We start from the raw sequence: 19,689 nt of genomic DNA, 5'->3' as shown, positions 1-19,689 counted from the left end.
CGCGGATGCGGGCCCAGTCCGGGCGGATCAGGCCGTACGAGCAGGTCGGGCGCCTGTTTTAGGGCGGAATGATCTACTCCGTCGGAGCGTGGCGGGGCATCTTTTCAAAGCCTGTGGAAGACGTCCAACCGGCACCCCGCGCGCGCGGCGACACGGTGCCGGAGGAACTTGCTCCCCAACTCCCGCTCGATGTTCACTCCTTCGGGTGGCGGGCAGGGTGATGTGCGCCCCCTGCACACGGGCACTGGAATGGTCAGGAGCCATGCCAGAGGGGCGCGTGGGTTGTCGGACCGTCACCTGCGCCCATGGGTAGGACGAGTCAGGAATGCGAGCACCAGGTGCGGAACACCTCCGGCAGTGATGTGGCCAGCGGGACAGGTGGGCCGGAGGGTGCGGGTGGCTTGGAATCGGCCCCCTCGATAACGGAATCGGACCCCTCCGCGACACAAGCGGCCGCGCCGTCCCCCGCGAAGGGGCGGCCCTCCGACGAATCGGTCCGGCCGGGCGCGCAGCAGCCCGCACCCGTCGGCAAGGGCAAGCGGGCCCGCGTGCGGAACCGGCTCATCATCGCCGTCGCCGTCGTGGCCGCCGCCATCGTCGGTGCCGGGGCGCCCACCCTCGTCGCCGCCTCCGGGCGGGTCGGGGAGTCCCAGGGGCTCGTCGACGACGCGGAGCGCACCCAGCGGGCCGTCGCCCTCTCCCACGCGCTCTCCGACGAGCGGGACGAGGTCAGCGCGTTCATCGCCGCCGGACGCCCCAAGGGGCAGGGGCTGAGCGAGCAGCGCAGCGGCCGGGTCGACCGGCAGATCGAGGAGCTGCGCACCGACGCCGAGGGCTCGCTGCGGCACACCGTCGACGACATCGCCGCCGTCCGGCGCGCCGCCCTCACCGGCAAGGGCACCGCCCTGGAGGCCCACACCTCGTACTCCAAGGCCATCACGGAGCTGCACCGGCTCGCCGAGGAGCTGGCCGACGCGATGCCGCCGCGCGCGGGCTCCGGCGCGCACGCGCTCGCCGACCTCGACCGCGCCGTCGACCAGGCGTCCGCCGCCCGCGGCCTGCTGCTCGCCGCCTACGCCGTCCCTGCGTCCACCACGACGACCATCGACCCGATCACCGGGCTGCCGACGACCGTCCAGAACGCCGACTCGCCCGAGAGCAAGCGGCGCGACGAACTCAGCGCCGCCGCGCAGCGCGCCCGCGTCCGCGAACAGGCCGCCCTCGACGACTTCCGCGACTCCGCCCCGGCCGCGTCCGTGTCCGCGTACGACTCCACCGTCACCGGCGCCGACATCGAGAAGGCCGACAAGTACCTCGACCGGCTCACGGACGCGCCGACGCTCGGCGAGGACGAGCTGGGCTACAACAGCAAGAACGTCGACGCGGCGCTCACCGCCCGGATCGACGCGATGCGCGGCGCCGAGTCCGCGCTCGGGGACCAGCGCGTCAAGAGCCTTGAACAACTGCGCGACGACGACGTCAGCGACCTGGAGATCCGCGTCGCCCTCGTCGGTGTCTGCCTGCTCGTGGCCCTCGGCTTCGCGATGGGCGCCGCGCGTTCGCTGACCCGGCCGCTCGCCGCGCTCCGGATCGGATCGGCGCGGGTCGCCGAGTCCCCGGCCACCGAGGAACCGGTCAAGTTCACCGGGCGCAACGACGAGTTCGCCCAGGTCGTCCGCTCGGTCAACGCCCTCCACGCGCACGCCGTCGCCCTCCACGAGCGCCAGGGCACGCTGGAGTCCGACCGCAAGCACCTCGTGGGCGAGCGGCAACGCATGGCAGACGACCGCGACGCGCTCCGCGCCGAACTGGCCGAGGCCACCGCCCAGCTGGAGCGCGCCAAGCACTCCATCAACGGCACCTTCGTCAACCTCGCCCTGCGCACGCTCGGCCTCGTCGAGCGCCAGCTCGGCATCATCGAGAATCTTGAGGACCGCGAGCAGGACCCCGAGCAGCTCGCCACCCTCTTCAAGCTCGACCACTTCGCGACCGTCATGCGGCGCCACAGCGAGAACCTCCTCGTCCTCGCCGGCGCCGAGCACGGGCAGCAGCACGCCGGTTCCGTGCCGCTCGTCGACGTGCTGCGCGCCGCCGTCTCCGAGATCGAACGCTACGAGCGGGTCCGGATCGCCGCGCTGCCGCCGCACGCGCACATCGCCGGGTTCGCCGCGGACGACCTCAGTCACCTCGTCGCCGAACTGCTGGAGAACGCCACGTCGTTCTCGCCGCCGGACGCCTCCGTCGAGGTCTCCGCCTGGCTCCTGGAGAACGGCGAGGTCATGCTCTCCGTCCAGGACGAGGGCATCGGCATGGCCGACGACAAGCTGCGCGAGCTGAACGGGCGCCTCTCCGACTTCTCCGCCGAGCAGGCCCACGACCCCGAGGACGCGGACGGGCTCGGGCTCGGCCTCTACGTCGTCGCGCGGCTCGCGGCGCGGCACGGGGTGCGGGTCCGCCTGCGCGAGCAGAAGCAGGGCGGGGTCGCGGCGGTCGTCGTGCTCCCCACCGCGCTGCTCGCCGCCGTCCCCGCGGTCGCGGCGCCCCCGCCGGTCCCGGTCCCGGGCGGCGCCCCCGCGGTCCACCTCCCCGGCTCGGAGGCGGAGGCCAACTCCAACGTCCTGAACGGCCGGACGACGCTCTCCGGCGAGGGCGAGGGCGAGGGCGAGGGCGAGGGCGAGGGCGAGGGCGAGGGCGAGGACGAGGACGAGGGCGAGGGCGGGGTTTCGTCACCGGCCACAGCCGACGCCCCGGCCGGCGCGGCGGGTACGGGCCAGGTGCCCGCGCCCGCCGACGAGTCCGGCCCGGAGCAGGGGCCCGCCCCGGACCCCCTCATCGAGGCCGCCGAGCAGGCCGTGCGCGAGGCGGGGATCGACGACGACACCGAGGTCGCGGCGCAGGGCGAGGCCCCGGGCGCGCCCCAGAAGCCGGGACGCGAGTCCGAGTCCGAGACCGAGTCCGAGTCCGAGTCCACCATGGAGCTTCTCGCTCCGGCGCCCCCCGAGGCTCTCCAGGCCCCCGAGGCCCCCGAGGAGCAGCCCTCCGGACCCGCCGCCGAGACCCATGACCGCGCCCCGGAGGACCAGGACCAGCCCACCGGGCCCGGCGAGACCCACGACCGCGCCCCGGACGACACCCCCGCCGAACCCCCGGCGGGCCACGTGCCGGCCCCCCGCCCGCCGCGCTGGGAGCGCGTCACCGACAAGGGACTGCCCAAGCGGACCCCGAAGGTGACCACCCCGGCCGCCGCGCCGCGACCGCGTACGGGTGCTGTCGACGCGGACGCGCTGCGCCGCAGGCTCGGCGGGTTCCACAGCGGCGCCCAGCAGGGCCGCCGCGCCGTGGAGGCGGAGATCGAGGACGGGGCGCCCGCGACCCGGACCGGGACCGGGACCCAGGAACGTTTCGGAGAAGCCAAGGGGGACTCAGCCGAGGAGGCAAGCAGTTGACTGCGCCCACCCCTGCACTCAACAACCCCGCGCTCAGCAGCGAGGCACGCAATCTGCACTGGCTGCTGACCAATCTCGTAGAGGAGGTGCCAGGGCTGCTCTCGGTCGCGGTCGTCTCGTCCGACGGGCTGCTGCTGCTCTCCTCCGACCCCGGGAGGAACACCGAGGCCCCTGTCGACCGCACCGGCGGCCCGAAGGGTTCGAGCGCCGACCTGGCCACGATCGTCTCCGGCGTCGGCAGCCTGACCATCGGCGCCGCGAAGCTGATGGACGGCGGCGGCGTCAAGCAGACCATGGTCGCGATGGAGGACGGCAGCCTCTTCGTCATGTCCATCAGCGACGGCTCCCTGCTCGGCGTGCACGCGACGCCGGACTGCGACATGAGCGTCGTCGCCTACCACATGGCGCTGTTCGTGGGCCGCGCCGGACACGTCCTGACACCCGAGCTCCGCAGCGAGCTGCGCCAGTCCATGGAGCAGGGCCAGGGCGACCAGAGCGGAGAGAGCAACCGGTGACCAGCCCCAAACTCCCCGTACGCGGCGGCGATCGCAAACCCGCCCGGGTACGCCCCTACTCCCTGACCGGCGGCCGCACCCGCTTCGGCCACGTCCTGCTCGTGGAGACGTTCATCGCGAGCACCGCCGCGATCGAGGGTCCCGACGAGCGCCTGGAGATAGGGAAGGGAACGCTCGCGGGCGTCATGCCCGAGATGCGCGCCATCGTGGCGCTGTGCCGCCGTATGCGCACGGTCGCCGAGATCGCCGCGCTGCTGAAGATGCCCCTGGGCGTGGTCCGTGTCCTGCTGAGCGACCTCGCCGACCAGGGAAAGATCCGCGTGTACGGAACCGGTCACGGCCCGGGACAGCCGGACCGCGCGCTGCTTGAAAGGGTGCTGAGTGGACTCCGCCGTCTCTGACCTCCTGGCCGGGCTCCCCGGCGAGGAGGAGCAGCTTCAGGCCTGGCAGACGGACACCACCCGGGCCCCCGTCGCCACGAAGATCGTGGTGGCGGGCGGCTTCGGCGTCGGCAAGACGACCCTGGTCACCGCCGTCTCCGAGATCGAGCCCCTCCAGACGGAGGCGCTGATGACGCAGGCGAGCGAGGACCACGACGACCTCACCGCGACGCCGGACAAGACGACCACGACCGTCGCGATGGACTTCGGCCGCATCACGCTCGACGACGACCTGGTCCTGTACCTGTTCGGCACGCCGGGCCAGCAGCGGTTCTGGTTCATGTGGGACGACCTGGTGCGCGGCGCGATCGGCGCCGTCGTCCTCGCCGACACCCGCCGGCTGTCCGACTGCTTTCCCGCGCTCGACTACTTCGAGAGCTGCGGGCTGCCGTACGTCGTGGCCGTCAACCACTTCGACGGGACCGAGGAGTATGAGGAGGGCGACGTGCGCGAGGCCTTGACGGTCCCGCCCCACGTGCCCGTACTGATCATGGACGCGCGCCGCCGGATATCGGCGATCGAGACACTGCTCGCCCTGGTCGGCCACGCCCTGGACGTCACCCCCGAGTGACCCCGAACTCCCGTCCCCCTACTCATCAGTGATCAGTTAGAGGCAGCGTATGTCGCGGAAGATACTCGTCGTCGGAGCCGGCCAGTCCGGTCTCCAGCTCGCCCTGGGGCTCCAGTCCCACGGCTACGAGGTCACCCTGATGTCCAACCGCACCGCCGACGAGATCCGCTCCGGGCGGGTCATGTCGACGCAGTGCATGTTCCACACCGCGCTCCAGCACGAGCGGGACCTCCAGCTCAACTTCTGGGAGTCGCAGGCCCCGAGGATCGAGGGCCTCGGCGTCTCCGTCGCCGCGCCCGGCTCCTTCGACCCGGGCCCCTCCCAGCGCGCCATCGACTGGGTCGGCAAGCTGGACGGCTACGCCCAGTCCGTCGACCAGCGCGTGAAGATGGCCGGCTGGATGGAAACGTTCGCGCAGCGCGGCGGCCAGCTCGTCATCCACGGCGCCGCCGTCTCCGACCTGGACTACTTCTCGCGCACCTACGACCTCGTGCTCGTCTCTGCGGGCAAGGGCGAGCTGGTCTCGATGTTCGGCCGCGACGCCGCCCGCTCCCCGTACAGCGAGCCGCAGCGCGCCCTCGCGGTCGCCTATGTGCACGGGCTCGACGTCCGCCCGGAGCACCCGGACTTCGACGCCGTCCGCTGCAACCTCGTACCCGGCGTCGGCGAGCTGTTCATCATGCCGACGCTGACCACGACGGGCCGCGCCGACATCCTGTTCTGGGAGGGCATCCCCGGCGGCCCGCTCGACGCGTTCAAGGGCGTCAAGGACCCCTCCGAGCACCTGGCGCTGACCCTGGAGCTGATGGAGAAGTTCACGCCCTGGGAGTACGCGCGCGCCACGAAGGTCGAACTGACCGACGCCAACGGCACCCTCGCCGGGCGCTACGCCCCGACCGTCCGCAACCCCGTCGGGCGGCTGCCCGGGGGCGGCGCGGTCCTCGGCGTCGCCGACGTGGTCGTCGCCAACGACCCGATCACCGGACAGGGCTCCAACTCGGCGTCCAAGTGCGCGGCCTCGTACCTGGCGTCCATCGTCGAGCGCGGCGACCAGCCGTTCGACGAGGAGTGGATGCGGTCGGCGTTCGACCGGTACTGGGAGACCGCGCAGCACGTCACCAAGTGGACGAACGCGATGCTCGGCGCCCCGCCGGAGCACGTCCTGAACCTGATCGGCGCCGCCGGTCAGCTCCAGCCGGTCGCCGACCGCTTCGCGAACGGGTTCAACAACCCGGCCGACTTCGAGAACTTCTTCTACGAGCCCGAGAAGACAGCCGCGTACCTGGCCTCCGTCGGCTGACCCGCTCAGCCGCCGTCGTACCCCGTGTCGTCGCCCGCTGTCGCCCCGCGCGGCAGCGGCGGCGGCCGGTACCCGGTCATCGCCTTCGCCCCGGGGTCCGGGCGGACCGCGCCGAGCACCGGGTTCGCCGCGATCGGAGACACCTTCACCCGGGCCCCGGGCCGCGGCGCCTGCACCACCTGGCCCTTGCCCAGGTAGAGGGCGACGTGCGTGGCCTTGCGGAAGTAGACGACGAGGTCGCCGGGCCGCAGCCGGTCCATCTCCACCTTCGGCAGGTTCTTCCACTGCAGCTGCGACGTGCGCGGAATCCTCCGGCCCGCGTGCGCCCACGCCTGCGACGTCAGCCCCGAGCAGTCGAACGACTCCGGGCCCTCCGCGCCCCACACGTACGGCTTCCCGACCTGCCGCAGGGCGTACGCCAGCGCCGCCCCGCCCGCCTTCGACGGTGCCCGGCCGACCGAACTGAGCGCCCCCGACGCCATGAACGCCCGCTGCGCGTCGGCCGTCCCGGCGTCCTCCGCCCGGCTCACCTCGGCGAGCTGCTCGGAGGAGAGGGAGGCGAGCAGCTCCTCCACGTCCTTCAGCCGCCGCCGCACCGCGTCCCGGTCCTTCTTCCGCGCGTCCGCCAGCCGCAGCTGCTGGTCGAGCGCGGCCCGCGCCTTGGTGGCGAGCGCGTCGGCCTTCTTCTCGTCACCGGTCAGCCGGTCGACGGTGGCCGTCCGGTCCCGGGCGGCCCGCAGGACGAGGTGCCCCTGGTCGAGCGCGTGCTGCGGATCGCGGGCGAGGAGCAGCCGCACGTACGGCGAGATGTCGCTGCGGCTCTGGTACTGCTCGCGCGCGAGCCGCCCGGCCGCGAGCCGGCTGCCGTGCAGCGAGCCGCGCGCGGAGGCCAGCTTCTCGGCGAGCGCCTCGGCCTGCGCCCGGCGCGCCTTCAGCTCCTCCTCGGTCGCGTTGTACGCCTCGGTGGCCTCCTCGGCCCGCTGGTAGAGGCCCTGCAGCTCCGTCAGAAGGCCGACGACGGACGGTTCGCCGCCCGGCGGCCCCGGCACCGCGCCCGCGGTACCCGGCGCGAGGACCGCCCCCGCGACGGCCATCGCGCACACCCCACGCACAAGCCTGCCTGACACCTGTTCACCTCCGGCGCGGACCGCCCGCTGCGACCCGCACCGTGAACATCACAGGAGACGCCCCTTCTCACGCGCGGGGCTGCGCGGTTCGGCCCAATGACGCCACTCCTGCGGGCGGCGCCGCCCGCTCACGCCCCTGACCTCGTCCACGGCCACCGCACGCTCCGCCGCACCTTCCCGTCCGGCACGAACGCGTACCGCCACTTCTGCACGAGCCGCACGGCCTTACCGTCCGGCACGGGCTCCCGCACGTACACGAGCACGGTGTCGGGCCCCCCGGCCGCGTCCGGCACGGGCACCTTGTAGACCTTGGGCGGGTTGCCGGTGGCGGTCACCAGGACGGGGAGGGTGCGCCCGTCGAGGGGGCCGCCGACAAAGGGGATGTCTTCGCTCTTCACGCCACCAGTGTCACCACACTCGCGCCACGGGTGTCACAGCAGGTGCACCGCGCCGCTCACCACCGGCAGCACCCGCCGGGCCAGGTTGCCGACCGGGCCGTCCGGCTCCTCCAGGGCGAGGGCCCGGCGGACGACGTCGGCGGTCTGGGGGTCGCGGGTCGCCGTGGCGGTCAGGGCCACCATGAACTGGTCGACCAGACCGTCCCGCAATTCGCTGAGCGGGGGCTGCTTGTCCTCGTCGAGCCAGATCAGGGACGCCCCCTCGACGGCCGCGATCCACATGCGGACCGTCATGCGCAGGCGCGGGCCGGGCTCCGCCGCGGGCAGGTGGCTGAGGATGTGCTGGGCGGCGGCGCGCCGGACGCCGTCCACGATGGCGGACGTCCGGGAGGTCTCGACGACGCTGCCGCCCTGGAGCAGCGCCGCGAACCCCATGTCGTGCTCGTCGACGAAGGCCAGGTAGCGGTCGAGCGCGCGGCTCAGGCGCGCCGTCAGCGGGCCCTCGGCGGGCTCGGCGAAGCAGCCTTCGAGGACGTCGGCGGCGGAGCGCAGCGCGGCCTCGTACAACTGCTGCTTGCCGCCGGGGAAGTAGCGGTAGACGAGCGGCCGGGACACGCCCGCGGCCTCGGCCACGTCGTCGAGGGAGACCTCCTCGGGGGCGCGGTGCGCGAACAGCGAGAGCGCCGCGTCGAGGAGTTGCGCGCGCCGTTCCCCGACGCTGAGCCGTCTGTAGGCGGGCGTACCCGTTGCCGACGTCATGCCCGGAAGAGTAGCCGCCACCGGGTCCGCCCCGTCAGGCGAGGAGCCCGGACGACTTCCACATGCGGCGGCCCACGCCGCGCAGCACGCCGATGTCGTCGAGGAAGTCCGTGAGCCGCTTCGCGCCGGTCTGCATGATCTCCCGGCGGTGCCCGCTCGCCTTGACCTGCGCGACGGCCTCCCGCCTGTCGAGCCCGACGTTCGTGTAGACCTCGGGGTTGATGAACGCCTCCGAGAAGACGCGGGCGAACTCGCCCGACGTGAGCCGGGTGAACTCCTGCGACCAGCGCGGGGCGGTCACCATCTGGCGCCGCAACTCCTCACGCGCGTACCGGACATGGCGGGCCTCCTCGACCACATGGATGCGCGTCACGCCGCGGATGAGGGTTTGCACGCGCTCGTCGGGGAAGGTCAGGCGCTGCATCCAGTCCAGGATCTCCTCGCCGAGCAGCGTCGCCGTGAACGAGCCGGGGGTGGTGGAGATCGTCTTGAAGAGGCGGCCCAGGGTGTGGTGGACGGGCGCCACCGGATAGTGCGGGGTCTCGCCGCGCGTGATCAGCCGCGCGAACATCTTGGAGTGCCGGCACTCGTCCTCGATCTCGGTGAGCGCGTACCGGACGTGCTTGCTCGTCGCCGGTTTGTCGTAGACATGGCGCACGAGCAGCTGCATCAGGATCAGCTCGAACCAGATGCCGAGGGAGGCGAGCGCCGCCGCCTCGTGCCGGGACAGGGCGATCCGCTGCTCCTCGCTCATCCGCCGCCACAGCGGGGTGTCGTACAGGGAGACCAGCTCCGGCGGCCAGAACCACTTGCCGTCCTCGAAGGGGGCGTCCCAGTCGAGCTCCTTGTCGGGGTCGAAGGAGTGCTTGGCGGAGGAGTCGAGCAGCCGCTCCGCCACCTGCTCGCGGTCCTTGAGCAGCCCGAGGGCGTCCCGCAGCCCGCCCACCGCGTCCGCGTCCGCATCCGTCATGGTGGTCATCGCCGAACTCCCGGTTCCTGTCACGAACATCAGTGCTCTCGTCCTGTACGGCCCGTCGTCTTATGAGACTGCGCGTCAGTAAGCGCGTCAATCCCTCGCGCACGACTTGTTGACCCCACGTCCAACACCGTGTGAGCCTGCCGGTATGTCGACGCACGAGCTGTACACCAGGGCCCCCGAAGCGCCCAACTGGCAGATACCGTCGGCCAGTTCGGCCCGCTTCAGCTGGGAATACGACGACGGACGCGACCGCCTGCTCGCCCTGTACCAGAAGGGCAAGGACAAGCAGTGGGACGGCGCGAAGCGCATCGACTGGGAGCTGGAGGTCGACCCCTACGACCCCCTCGGCACCCCGGACGAGGCGATGTCCCTGTACGGCACGCCCCACTGGGCGAAGATGACCGAGAAGGACAAGGGCGACCTGCGCAAGCACTACGCCTCCTGGCAGTTCAGCCAGTTCCTCCACGGCGAGCAGGGCGCGATGGTGTGCGCGGCGCGCATCGTCGAGTCCGTCCCCGACCTGGACGCCAAGCTCTACTCGGCGACCCAGACCATGGACGAGGCGCGGCACGCCGAGATCTACGGCCGCTTCCTGCACGAGAAGATCGGGATGCTCTACCCGATCAACGACAACCTCCAGGCACTCCTCGGCGACACGCTCCGCGACTCCCGCTGGGACATGCCCTACCTCGGCATGCAGGTCCTCATCGAAGGGCTCGCGCTCGCCGCGTTCGGCATGATCCGCGACACCACCGACAAGCCGCTGCCCAAACAGATCCTCGCCTACGTGATGCAGGACGAGGCCCGCCACGTCGCCTTCGGGCGGATGGCGCTGCGCGACTACTACAAGCAGCTCACCGACGCCGAACTGCGCGAACGCGAGGAGTTCGTCATCGAGGGCTGCTACCTGATGCGCGACCGGCTGCGCGGCGTCGAGGTCCTGGAGGACTTCGGCATCCCGAAGGCACAGGCCGACGAGTACACCGAGCAGTCCGAGTTCCTGGCGCTCTTCCGCCAGCTCCTGTTCTCCCGGATCGTGCCCTGCGTCAAGGACATCGGCCTGTGGGGGCCGCGCCTCCAGCAGGCCTACGTCGACATGGGCGTCTTCGAGATGGGCAACTCCAACCTCGACGCGCTCATGACCGAGGACGAGGAGATCGCCGAGAAGCTGGACGCGGAACGGTTCGCGGCCGAGGAGCACGAACGGGTCGCGGAGGTCGAGGAGGCGATCAGGGCGGGCGCGGAGGGCTGAGACCCGGCCCCCTAGTCGTCCGCGGTGTCGAGCACCGCCCGCATCACCGACCGCGCGATCGGCGCCGCGCTGCCGCCGCCGCTGATGTCCGCGCGGTCCGCCGCCGCGTCCTCCACCACCACGGCGACCGCCACCTGCGGCGTGGACGCGTCGGCGGCCTGGGCGTAGGAGATGAACCAGGCGTAGGGCACGCCCTCGTTGCGGACGCCGTTCTGCGCGGTGCCCGTCTTGCCGCCCACCGTGGCCCCGGAGATCCGGGCGTTGGTGCCGGTGCCCTTGGTCACGACGTCCACCATCATCTGCTGGAGCCGGCTCGCCGTGTACGCCGACATGACCTGCTTGTAGGTCCTGCCGGAGGTGGTGCGGACCGTGGAGCCGTCGCTCGCGGTCGCCTTCTCGACCAGGTGCGGGGTCATCAGCGTGCCGCCGTTGGCGACGGCCGCCGCGACCATCGCCATCTGCAGCGGGGTGGCCCGGGTGTCGTACTGGCCGATGGAGGAGAGCGCGAGCTGCGCCTTGTCCATGTCGGTGTCGAAGTTCGACGCGGAGACGGTCATGGGGATCTTGATACCGCTGTCGTTGAAGCCGAACTTCCGCGCGGTCCGCACCATGTCGGAGAGCCCGACCCGCACCCCGAGGTGGGCGAAGACGGTGTTGCAGGACCACTGGAGCGCGTACTCCAGGGTCGCGTCCTCGCAGGCGTCGGACGAGGACTCGTTGACGAGCCGCGTGGTCGTGCCCGGCAGCGTGTACGGGGAGGGGGCGTCGGTCTTCTCGGTGGGGGAGTCGACGATCCCGTTGTCGAGCGCCGCCGCCGCCGTGACCACCTTGAACGTCGAACCCGGCGGATACGTCTGCCGGATCGCCCGGTTCAGCATCGGCTGGTCCGGATCGCCGGTGAGCCGCGACCACGCGCCGGTCGCGGTCCGCCCCGTCCCCGCGATCTCCGCGGGGTCGTAGGAGGGCGTGGAGACCAGCGCGAGGATCTTCCCGTTGGACGGATCGACCGCCGCGACGGCGCCCTTCCTGCCGCCGAGCCCCGCGAACGCGGCCTGCTGAGCAGCGGGCAGGAGGGTCGTCTCCGTATCGCCGCCGGCCTGCTGCGAGCGGGTGATCTCGTTCCAGAACGGGATCGGCGCGAGCAGCGGGTCGGTGCCGGACAGGATGGCGTCCTCCGCGTTCTCGACGAACGTCGTGCCGTACGTCTGCGACGCGTACCCGGTGACGGGCGCGTACAGCGGCCCGTTCTTGTACGTCCGCTCGTACCGCAGCGGCTGCCCGGTGTCCCGCGACCCGGTGATGGCCTTGCCCCGTACGAGGATGTCGCCGCGGGGCTGGCTGTACCGGGTGATGGCGGGGCGGCGGTTGGCCGCGTTGTCGTCGAGGGAGGAGGCCTGGAAGAGCTGCACGCGGGCCGCGTTGACGAGCAGCGCGACGAGGAGGAGCAGGCAGAAGACGGCGGCGTGCCGGATGTACTTGGTCACCGGGCGCCCTTCACCGCGCTGCCACCCTCCACCGCGCTGTCGCTCTCCTCCTGCGCAGCGGGCACGGGCACGCCGCGGGCACGGTCGCTGACCCGGACGAGGATGGCGACGATGATCCAGTTGGTGACGAGGGACGAGCCGCCCTGCGCGAGGAACGGCATCGCCATGCCCGTCAGCGGAATCAGCCCCATGACACCGCCCGCGATGACGAAGACCTGGAGCGCGACGATCGAGGCGAGGCCGATCGACAGGAGCCGGCCGAACGGGTCGCGCAGAGCGAGCCCCGCCCGGTAACCCCGCTCCACGAGGAGCGCGTAGAGCAGGAAGATCGCGGTCAGGCCGACCAGACCGAGCTCCTCGCCCGCCGTCGCCAGGATGAAGTCGGACTTGGCGGCGAACCCGATGAGGATCGAGTGCCCGAGCCCGAGCCCGGTGCCGAGCATCCCGCCCGCCGCGAACGCGAACAGCGACTGGGCGAGCTGGTTCGGCCCGTCGCCCGCGTCGACGGAGGCGAAGGGGTGCAGCCAGTCCTCGACGCGGCCGTGCACATGCGGCTCGAAGGAGGCGACGACGAAGGCGCCCGCGGCGGCCATCAGCAGCCCGATGGCGATCCAGCTGACGCGCCCCGTCGCCACGTAGAGCATGACGATGAACAGGCCGAAGAAGAGCAGCGACGTGCCGAGGTCGGTCTCCAGGATCAGGACACCGACGCTGAGCAGCCAGATGGCGAGGATCGGCGCGAGGACGCGCATGGTCGGCAGTTGCAGGAGCCAGAGCTTCTTGCCGGTGTAGCGCAGGGCGGTGCGGTTGGCGGCGAGGTAGCTGGCGAAGAAGACCGCGAGCAGGATCTTGGCGAACTCGCCCGGCTGGATGGAGAATCCGCCGATCCGCAGCCAGATCCGGGCCCCGTTCACGGCGGGGAAGAAGATCGGCAGGATCATCAGCGCAAGGGCCACGACGACGCTCAGGTACGCGTACCGCGCGAGCACCCGGTGATCGCGCAGGAGGACGACGCAGACGATGAACAGGCCGACCCCGAGCGTCGACCAGATCAGCTGGGTGAACGCCGCCTCGTCGCCCGGGGTCGACAGGTCGAGGCGGTAGATGAGGACGAGCCCGAGCCCGTTCAGGAGCACCGCGATGGGCAGCAGCAGCGGGTCCGCGTACGGGGCCCGCAGCCGGACGGCGACATGCGCGAGCAGTGCGAGCACCCCGAGCCCGGCGCCGTAACCGGCGGCGCCGGGCGGGAGGGTTCCGTTCCTGGCGAGGCCCACGTCGCAGTAGCCGTACACGCTGAGCAGCACGGCGAGGACGAGCAGGGCGAGTTCGGTGCCGCGGCGCCGGGGGAGACGTACGGCGGGGACCGGCGGCAGCACGGTTCTCGCCTCCGCCGGTCTTGCCGACTTTGCCGGTCCCGCCGACTTCGCCGGTCCTGCCGACTTCGCCGGCCGCGCCGACCTCGCTGATCCCGGTGAACCGGTCATGCGGGGAACGTAGCAAGCCCGTCCGCGATATCCGCTTATGTCAGCACCAGCGGGGCGCGGCGCCGATGTTGTCGATGTACTTCGCGGCGCCCCAGGCCCACGTGCCGTCGGTCAGCAGGTACCAGAGGCGGTTGCCGGCCACGTCCTGGCCGCTCGTCTTGCAGTTGATGTGCACGATCGCCCGGTACGGCTCCGAGCGGATCACCTTGCTGCCCCGGGTCGGTGAGTCACGGAGCAGGAGGCCCGACTTGGCGTTGATGCGGCCCTTGTAGACGGTCTTGCGGTCCGGCTTCTGCCCCGGCTTCTGCGCCTGCTTCTCCGCCTGCTCCTGCATATGAGCCGCCGACAGCGCCTGCTCCGGTTCCGGTTCGGGCTTCGGCTTCTGCGCCTGGGCCTGCTTCTGTGCCTGCGCCTGCTTCTGGGCCTGAGCTTGCGTCTGCTTCTGGGGCTGCTTCTGCGTCTGCTTCTGCTTCTGGTTTCCGCTCGGGGTGCCGTCGGCGAGGGCGGGGGTCGCGGCGGCCGCGGTCAGCGACAGCGCGGCGAGCGCGAGGGCGATTCTCCGGACGTGCATGGGGCCTCCTGGGGCATGGGCATGCGGTCAGGGCCGGCCCGGCGCCTTGGCCCCGCCTCATACCTAAGGGGCCCCGCGGAGATACGCACGGCGACGGCCGCCGGAGGGGTGAGGAGACCGCCGGAGGGGTGAGCCCGGTTCAGCCGGAGGGCTCCTCGTACGGCAGGGCCAGCGTCGCCACCGCCCCGCCGTCCGGCGCGTTCGTGAACCGCAGGCGGGCGCCCAGGATCTCGGCCTGCCCCAGGGCGATGGTCAGCCCGAGCCCGTGCCCCTTCGTGCCCCCCTCCGTGCGGAAGCGCTGCGGCCCGTGCTCCACCAGATAGTCCGGGTAGCCGTCGCCGTGGTCGCGGACGGAGACCACCGGCCCGTCCACGGTCAGTTCGACGGGCGGCCCGCCGTGCCGGTGCGCGTTCGCGACGAGGTTGCCGAGGACGCGTTCCAGGCGCCGCCGGTCGGTGACCACGCACACGTCGCGGACGACGACGACCGAGGTGGGAGCGTTCGCCGGGGAGGCGGCCGCGGTGGCGCGCACGACCCGCTCGGCGACCGGCCCCAGCCAGGTCGCGTCGAGGTCGACCCGCTCGCTGCGCGCGTCGAGCCGGGAGATCTCCAGGAGGTCCTCGGTGAGCGTGCGCAGCGCGGCGACCCGGTCGCGCACCAGCTCGGTGGGGCGCCCCGGAGGCAGCAGTTCGGCGGCGGCGTGCAGCCCGGTCAGCGGCGTACGCAGCTCATGGGCGACGTCCGCCGTGAACCGCTGCTCGGTGAGGATCCGGGCCTGCAACGACGACGCCATGCGGTCGAGCGCCCCGGCCACCGCCGCGACCTCGTCCTGGTGGCGGTGCGGATCGCGGGTGCGCGGATCGTTCACCCGGGCGTCGAGCGCGCCGCCGCTGATCCTGCGGGCGACCCGCGCCGTGGTGTGCAGGCGGCGCGTCACGCGGGTCACCGCGAACGCGCCGACCAGCAGCGTCGCCCCGATGGCCAGCGCCGAGGAACCGAGGATGGCCCGGTCGAGCCCGTCGATGGTGCGGGCCCCCTGCGCGTAGTCGACCTCCACGGCCAGCGCCTTGCCGCCCGCCGCCGGACCCGCCGCCCACATCGTGGGCCGCCCGTCGTGCCGGGCGACCATCGTGCCGCGCTGCCCGCTCACCGCCAGCTCCCGCAGCGACGCGGGAAGGCCCGGCGGATCGAGCGCGGCGCCCGGCACATGCCGCCCGCCCGCCTGGAACGCGGCCGTCGCCTCCTCCAGCCGCGACAACGCCCGCTCCCGCGCCTCCCGCACCGTCTGATCCGTGACCGAGACGTGCACGAGGACGCCGAGCAGCGCCGCCAGCGCGCAGCAGATCACCGCGAGGAACGCGACGGCCTTCCACGTCAGCGACGCCGTCCACGCGGGCAGCGCGGGCAGCCGCCTGGCCCGGCGCGTCACGAGCGGCTCGGCGAAGCGGAGGGCGGCGGCGTCGCGTCCCCGGAGGGCGTCTCCGGCACGGGCGTCTTCGGCGGCCCCGTACGCACGATCTCGTCGCGCGTCGGCAGCATCGCCCGCTGGTGGCTGTCGTACGACCACGAGGTGCGGTACTCGTAGCCCGCCAGGTCGGCGACGGCGCGGACGACGACGCTCCGGTCGGCGAGCTGAACGCTGATGACGGCGTCCTCGTCGTCCATGATCTGGATCAGCTTGCCGTCCGCGTACATGTAGACGCGCACGATGAGCTGCCCCTTGGGGGCGCGCACGCCGACGACCATGTCCTCGCGCCCGTTGCCGGTGAGGTCGGAGTAGTAGGCGTGCAGGACGGGACAGTCGCCGCTGCCGGAACCGGCGGCGGAGCCGCAGTCGGCGAGCCCGCCCGCGATGTCCTTGTACGTGTTCGGGTCCGCGTCCGCCTGCGCCCGCAGGACCGTCACCGGATCGACCTGGCGCAGATCGCCGCCCGGCACATCGACCCCCTTGACCACCTCGGTCTCGCCCGCCCCGTAGTCGTCGGCGGGCGCGGACGCGGGGGTCAGCGTCGGCCACAGGTCCCGCGGGCCCACCGCGGTCGGGGCCGGACCCGCGCCCTCCAGCCCGCCCGCGTCGCCGCACCCCGCGAGCAGCGGCAGGGCGGCGGTCGCGGCAAGGGAGGCAAGGGCGGTGAGGGCGGTGGGACCGAGGCGCCTGGGCGTCACTGCGCTCCTGCCGTAGGGATCGATGTCGCTGTCGGGGTGACGGGCGGTACAGCCGCCGTCCAGTACACCTTATTGGCGGTGAAGTCCTTTTTGATGCCTTGCCCGTTTCGTCGCATCCCGCCTTCTTGCCCTGCGGCGGGCTTGCTGCTCCCATGGTCGGGGGGTGATGGGCCATGAACGGACTGCGCGTCGTACCGACCTGGCGCCACGGTCAGGAACGGCTCCACGTCTACGGTGAGGACGGCAGGAACGTCGCCTGGTACGACAGGGAAGCGGGCCGGATCAACCTGCTCGCCGAGGAGCACGAGGACGCGGTGCTCGCGGCGCTGCGCCCGTTCGTCGCCGGGCCCGTGACCGTCGGCCCGCCACCGGTGCCGACCCCCGCCGAACTGGCCCGGCTCAGCCTCCACCCGGACGACGACCTCGCCCCCAACCGCCCCGGCGAGGCCCTCCTCGTCGCCCTCGACCGCGACCCGGCCCCGCACCGCAGGCTCCGCACCGACCCCCGGCGCCGGGCACTGGCCGCGCAGCAACGCGTCGGCGAGGCCCTCGACGCGCTCGAAGGCGCGGGCTGGCACGTACTGCACTCCGTACCGCTGCCGGGCGGCGCCCGCATCCACCACCTGGTGATCGGCCCCGGCGGCCTGTTCGCCCTCCACGTCCTCCCGGCGCACCGCCGGCGGATCCGGGTGAGCGACCCGATGGTGACGGCGGGCAGGACCGAACCCCGCCCCCTGCTCCGCGACGTCCGGGCGGACGCCTCCCGAGCCTCCTTCGCCCTCACGGCGGAGGTCCGGGCGGCCCTGATCCTGGTGGAACCCTCCACCGTCGACGTACTGGCACCCCCGAGAGGCGTGCGCCTACTGACGGACGAGGACATCCCCGCCCTGGCGAGAAGCGGAGGCCTCCTCAAACCGGCAGACGTGGAGGCGCTGCATGCGATGGCGCGGGATCGGGGGACGTGGGGGCGGGTTTAGAGGTGGGGGCGGGGTCAGACATGGGGGCGGGTCTAGAGGTGGCGGCGGGGCCAGGGGGGCGGGGCTGAGGCCCCCCGCCGGTTTGTCCATGGCCCCGGCCCTGGCCCGGGCTCCGGCTGCGTCCCGCGCCACGACCAGCCGATGCCCGTCGAACTTGGGCTCGTAGGCCCACGCGTCACCGACCGGCAGCGACTCCACGGACTCGGCGAGCGCCACCGGCACCGGCAACTTCACGACGGCAGCCGCCCGGCCCGTTCCGGGTCGTTCAGCGGCCCGAGCAGATCCCCGTACCGCTGGAGCCGGGGCGCGATGTCCTCGGCGAGAAAGACCAGCTCACGCGCGTCTCCCCGGTCCCGGCAGGCCTCGACCTCCTCCCAGGTGACGGGCGCGGACACGGTCGGCTCGGCCCGCGCCCGCAACGTATAGGGCGCGGCGGTCGTCTTGGCCGCGGAGTTCTGACTGTGGTCGACGAACACCTTCCCGGGCCGCAGACTCCGCGTCATCCGGTGCACGACAAGGCCCGCCAGCTCCGCCTCGGCCTCCCGCGCGAGCTTCTTCGCGTAGGCACCGGCCTCCTCGGACGGCACGAGCACCAGCGGCACGAGCAGATGCAGCCCCTTGGACCCGGAGGTCTTGGCGAAGGCGTCGAGCCCGTCCCCGGCCAGCCGCTCCCGCAGCCACAACGCCACCTCACAGCACTGCACGACATCGGCGGGCGCCCCGGGGTCGAGGTCGAGGACGAGCCGGTCGGCCTGGGCGGGCGCGTCCGCCCGCCACTGCGGGGTGTGGAACTCCGTGACGAGGTTCGCCGCCCACATGAGGGACGGGAGGTCCTGCACGAGGACCTGCCGGGAGACGCCGGCCGAGCGCGGCACCTCGGCCGTCTTCACCCACTCGGGCGCCCCCGGCGGCACGTTCTTGGCGAAGAAGTGCTGCCCGTCGGGCCCGTCGGGGAAGCGCAGGAAGGAGATCGGCCGGTCGTGCAGATGCGGCAGCAGGGCATCGGCGGTGGTCGCGTAGTAGTGCAGCAGCTCGCCCTTGGTGAACCCGGTGGCGGGGTAGAGCACCTTCTCCAGGTTGCTGAGCGGTAGCCGCCGCCCCTCCACTTCTGTGATCGGCGTCATACCGTAATACTCTGACATTTCACGTGAAGGCGGCGCATCGGGCGGGGCGGATCGGGCCGCCCGTGTGGTCCGGCCATCCGCCGAACGGGAAGGGAGAGCCAGCTCGTGCGCTCCATATGGAACGGCGCCATCTCCTTCGGCCTGGTCAGCATCCCCATCAAGCTGATCAACGCCACCGAGAACCACTCCGTCTCCTTCCGCCAGGTCCACCTGGAGGACGGCGGCCGCATCCGCTACCGCAAGGTGTGCGAGCTGGAGGACAAGGAGGTCGAGACGGCGGAGATCGGCAAGGGGTACGAGGACGCCGACGGCTCCGTCATCCCGATCACCGACGAGGACCTGGCCGCGCTGCCGGCGCACACGGCGAAGACGATCGAGATCCTCGCCTTCGTCCCGGCGGACCGGATCGACCCGCTCCAGATGGACACGGCGTACTACCTCTCCGCGAACGGCGTCCACGCCACGAAGCCCTACACGCTGCTCCGCGAGGCCTTGAAGCAGAGCAACAAGGTGGCCATCGCGAAATTCGCCCTGCGAGGCAAAGAACGCCTCGGAATGCTGCGCGTGGTCGACGACGTCATCGCGCTGCACGGCCTGCTCTGGCCGGACGAGATCCGCTCACCCGATGAGGTCGCCCCCGACACCCACGTCACGGTCCGCGACGCCGAACTCGACCTGGCGGACGCCCTGATGGACACGCTGGGCGACGTCGACATGGCCTCGCTCCACGACGACTACCGGGCGGCGGTCGAGGAGTTGATCGCGGCGAAGGCCGCCGGTGAAGTCCCGCCGGAGCCCTCGGCACCGGCCCCGAGCGGCGACGGCAAGGTCATCGACCTGGTCGCCGTACTGGAGCGCAGCGTACGGGCGGCGCAGGAGGCGCGGGGTGCCTCACCGGAGGGGGAGATGGCGGAGGTGACGTCGATGGAGGGCCGCGCGCGCAAAAAGGCGGCACCGAAAAAGAAGGCGGCACCGGCGACGACGAAGAAGACGACGTCCGGTGCCGCGAAAAAGGCGACGGCCGCGAAGAAGTCGGGGGCTGGTTCGACCGGGGCGAAGAAGAAGTCGACACCCCGGAAGAAGTCCTCGGCCTGAG

18 protein-coding genes are annotated in these 19,689 nt (G+C 72.3%); 8 read left to right on the top strand and 10 right to left on the bottom strand.

Annotation, left to right across the window (positions count from 1 at the left end):
* Nucleotides 1–548 precede the first annotated feature (548 nt).
* The 5 genes from C1N81_RS18515 to C1N81_RS18495 are packed head-to-tail and all read left to right on the top strand — an operon-like array spanning nucleotide 549 to nucleotide 6,272.
* On the top strand, nucleotides 549–3,446 hold the full coding sequence (locus tag C1N81_RS18515; protein ID WP_394438041.1) for a sensor histidine kinase: 2,898 nt from the start codon (nucleotides 549–551) through the stop codon (nucleotides 3,444–3,446).
* Nucleotides 3,443–3,961: a roadblock/LC7 domain-containing protein gene (locus tag C1N81_RS18510; RefSeq protein WP_394430490.1), complete on the top strand. Its 519-nt coding sequence runs from the start codon at nucleotides 3,443–3,445 to the stop codon at nucleotides 3,959–3,961. Before C1N81_RS18515 ends, C1N81_RS18510 begins: the two co-directional genes overlap by 4 nt.
* Entirely contained in the window at nucleotides 3,958–4,362 is a 405-nt protein-coding gene (locus C1N81_RS18505) for a DUF742 domain-containing protein (RefSeq protein ID WP_394430488.1), read from the top strand. Before C1N81_RS18510 ends, C1N81_RS18505 begins: the two co-directional genes overlap by 4 nt.
* The gene (locus tag C1N81_RS18500) at nucleotides 4,343–4,972 is read left to right on the top strand and encodes a GTP-binding protein (protein ID WP_394430486.1); all 630 of its coding nucleotides are present in this window, start codon (nucleotides 4,343–4,345) and stop codon (nucleotides 4,970–4,972) included. Before C1N81_RS18505 ends, C1N81_RS18500 begins: the two co-directional genes overlap by 20 nt.
* 49 nt (nucleotides 4,973–5,021) lie before the next feature.
* A complete protein-coding gene (locus C1N81_RS18495; RefSeq protein WP_394430484.1) occupies nucleotides 5,022–6,272 on the top strand; it encodes a styrene monooxygenase/indole monooxygenase family protein in 1,251 nt (416 codons plus the stop codon).
* Between the two features lie 5 nt (nucleotides 6,273–6,277).
* Here the strand turns inward: C1N81_RS18495 and C1N81_RS18490 are convergent, their stop codons facing one another.
* The 4 genes from C1N81_RS18490 to C1N81_RS18475 all read right to left on the bottom strand — a co-directional run bounded on the left by C1N81_RS18490 (nucleotide 6,278) and on the right by C1N81_RS18475 (nucleotide 9,535).
* Complete coding sequence (locus C1N81_RS18490) at nucleotides 6,278–7,366, bottom strand: C40 family peptidase (RefSeq protein ID WP_394430482.1); 1,089 nt, start codon at nucleotides 7,364–7,366, stop codon at nucleotides 6,278–6,280.
* Nucleotides 7,367–7,527: 161 nt separating this feature from the next.
* Nucleotides 7,528–7,797, bottom strand: a complete 270-nt coding sequence (locus C1N81_RS18485; protein ID WP_394430480.1) for a hypothetical protein — start codon at nucleotides 7,795–7,797, stop codon at nucleotides 7,528–7,530.
* A gap of 33 nt (nucleotides 7,798–7,830) precedes the next feature.
* The gene (locus C1N81_RS18480; RefSeq protein ID WP_394430478.1) at nucleotides 7,831–8,556 is read right to left on the bottom strand and encodes a TetR/AcrR family transcriptional regulator; all 726 of its coding nucleotides are present in this window, start codon (nucleotides 8,554–8,556) and stop codon (nucleotides 7,831–7,833) included.
* Nucleotides 8,557–8,590: 34 nt separating this feature from the next.
* Entirely contained in the window at nucleotides 8,591–9,535 is a 945-nt protein-coding gene (locus C1N81_RS18475; RefSeq protein WP_394430476.1) for an AurF N-oxygenase family protein, read from the bottom strand.
* Nucleotides 9,536–9,680: 145 nt separating this feature from the next.
* Between C1N81_RS18475 and C1N81_RS18470 the strand changes: the two genes are divergently transcribed.
* Nucleotides 9,681–10,787 (top strand): ferritin-like domain-containing protein, encoded by a 1,107-nt coding sequence (locus C1N81_RS18470; protein ID WP_394430474.1) that lies wholly within the window; start codon nucleotides 9,681–9,683, stop codon nucleotides 10,785–10,787.
* Nucleotides 10,788–10,798: 11 nt separating this feature from the next.
* Here the strand turns inward: C1N81_RS18470 and C1N81_RS18465 are convergent, their stop codons facing one another.
* The 5 genes from C1N81_RS18465 to C1N81_RS18445 all read right to left on the bottom strand — a co-directional run bounded on the left by C1N81_RS18465 (nucleotide 10,799) and on the right by C1N81_RS18445 (nucleotide 16,492).
* A complete protein-coding gene (locus tag C1N81_RS18465) occupies nucleotides 10,799–12,271 on the bottom strand; it encodes a penicillin-binding transpeptidase domain-containing protein (RefSeq protein WP_394430472.1) in 1,473 nt (490 codons plus the stop codon).
* Nucleotides 12,268–13,755: an FtsW/RodA/SpoVE family cell cycle protein gene (locus C1N81_RS18460; protein ID WP_394430470.1), complete on the bottom strand. Its 1,488-nt coding sequence runs from the start codon at nucleotides 13,753–13,755 to the stop codon at nucleotides 12,268–12,270. Before C1N81_RS18460 ends, C1N81_RS18465 begins: the two co-directional genes overlap by 4 nt.
* A 40-nt stretch (nucleotides 13,756–13,795) precedes the next feature.
* Nucleotides 13,796–14,326: an SH3 domain-containing protein gene (locus C1N81_RS18455; RefSeq protein ID WP_394430469.1), complete on the bottom strand. Its 531-nt coding sequence runs from the start codon at nucleotides 14,324–14,326 to the stop codon at nucleotides 13,796–13,798.
* Between the two features lie 139 nt (nucleotides 14,327–14,465).
* On the bottom strand, nucleotides 14,466–15,755 hold the full coding sequence (locus tag C1N81_RS18450) for an ATP-binding protein (RefSeq protein WP_394430467.1): 1,290 nt from the start codon (nucleotides 15,753–15,755) through the stop codon (nucleotides 14,466–14,468).
* On the bottom strand, nucleotides 15,752–16,492 hold the full coding sequence (locus tag C1N81_RS18445) for a hypothetical protein (RefSeq protein WP_394430466.1): 741 nt from the start codon (nucleotides 16,490–16,492) through the stop codon (nucleotides 15,752–15,754). The genes C1N81_RS18450 and C1N81_RS18445 overlap by 4 nt, the downstream gene beginning before the upstream one ends.
* Before the next feature lie 173 nt (nucleotides 16,493–16,665).
* On the opposite strand from C1N81_RS18445, the gene C1N81_RS18440 reads away from it, so the two are divergent.
* A complete protein-coding gene (locus C1N81_RS18440) occupies nucleotides 16,666–17,469 on the top strand; it encodes a nuclease-related domain-containing protein (RefSeq protein WP_394430464.1) in 804 nt (267 codons plus the stop codon).
* 230 nt (nucleotides 17,470–17,699) lie between these two features.
* On the opposite strand, the gene ligD is transcribed toward C1N81_RS18440, so the two are convergent.
* Nucleotides 17,700–18,593: a non-homologous end-joining DNA ligase gene (gene ligD, locus C1N81_RS18435; protein ID WP_394430462.1), complete on the bottom strand. Its 894-nt coding sequence runs from the start codon at nucleotides 18,591–18,593 to the stop codon at nucleotides 17,700–17,702.
* 105 nt (nucleotides 18,594–18,698) lie between these two features.
* Between ligD and C1N81_RS18430 the strand changes: the two genes are divergently transcribed.
* The gene (locus C1N81_RS18430) at nucleotides 18,699–19,688 is read left to right on the top strand and encodes a non-homologous end joining protein Ku (RefSeq protein ID WP_394430460.1); all 990 of its coding nucleotides are present in this window, start codon (nucleotides 18,699–18,701) and stop codon (nucleotides 19,686–19,688) included.
* Nucleotide 19,689 lies beyond the last annotated feature (1 nt).

The sequence above is a fragment of the Streptomyces sp. SGAir0957 genome, from assembly GCF_043523415.1.
This window is presented reverse-complemented; position numbering and strand designations above follow the sequence as displayed.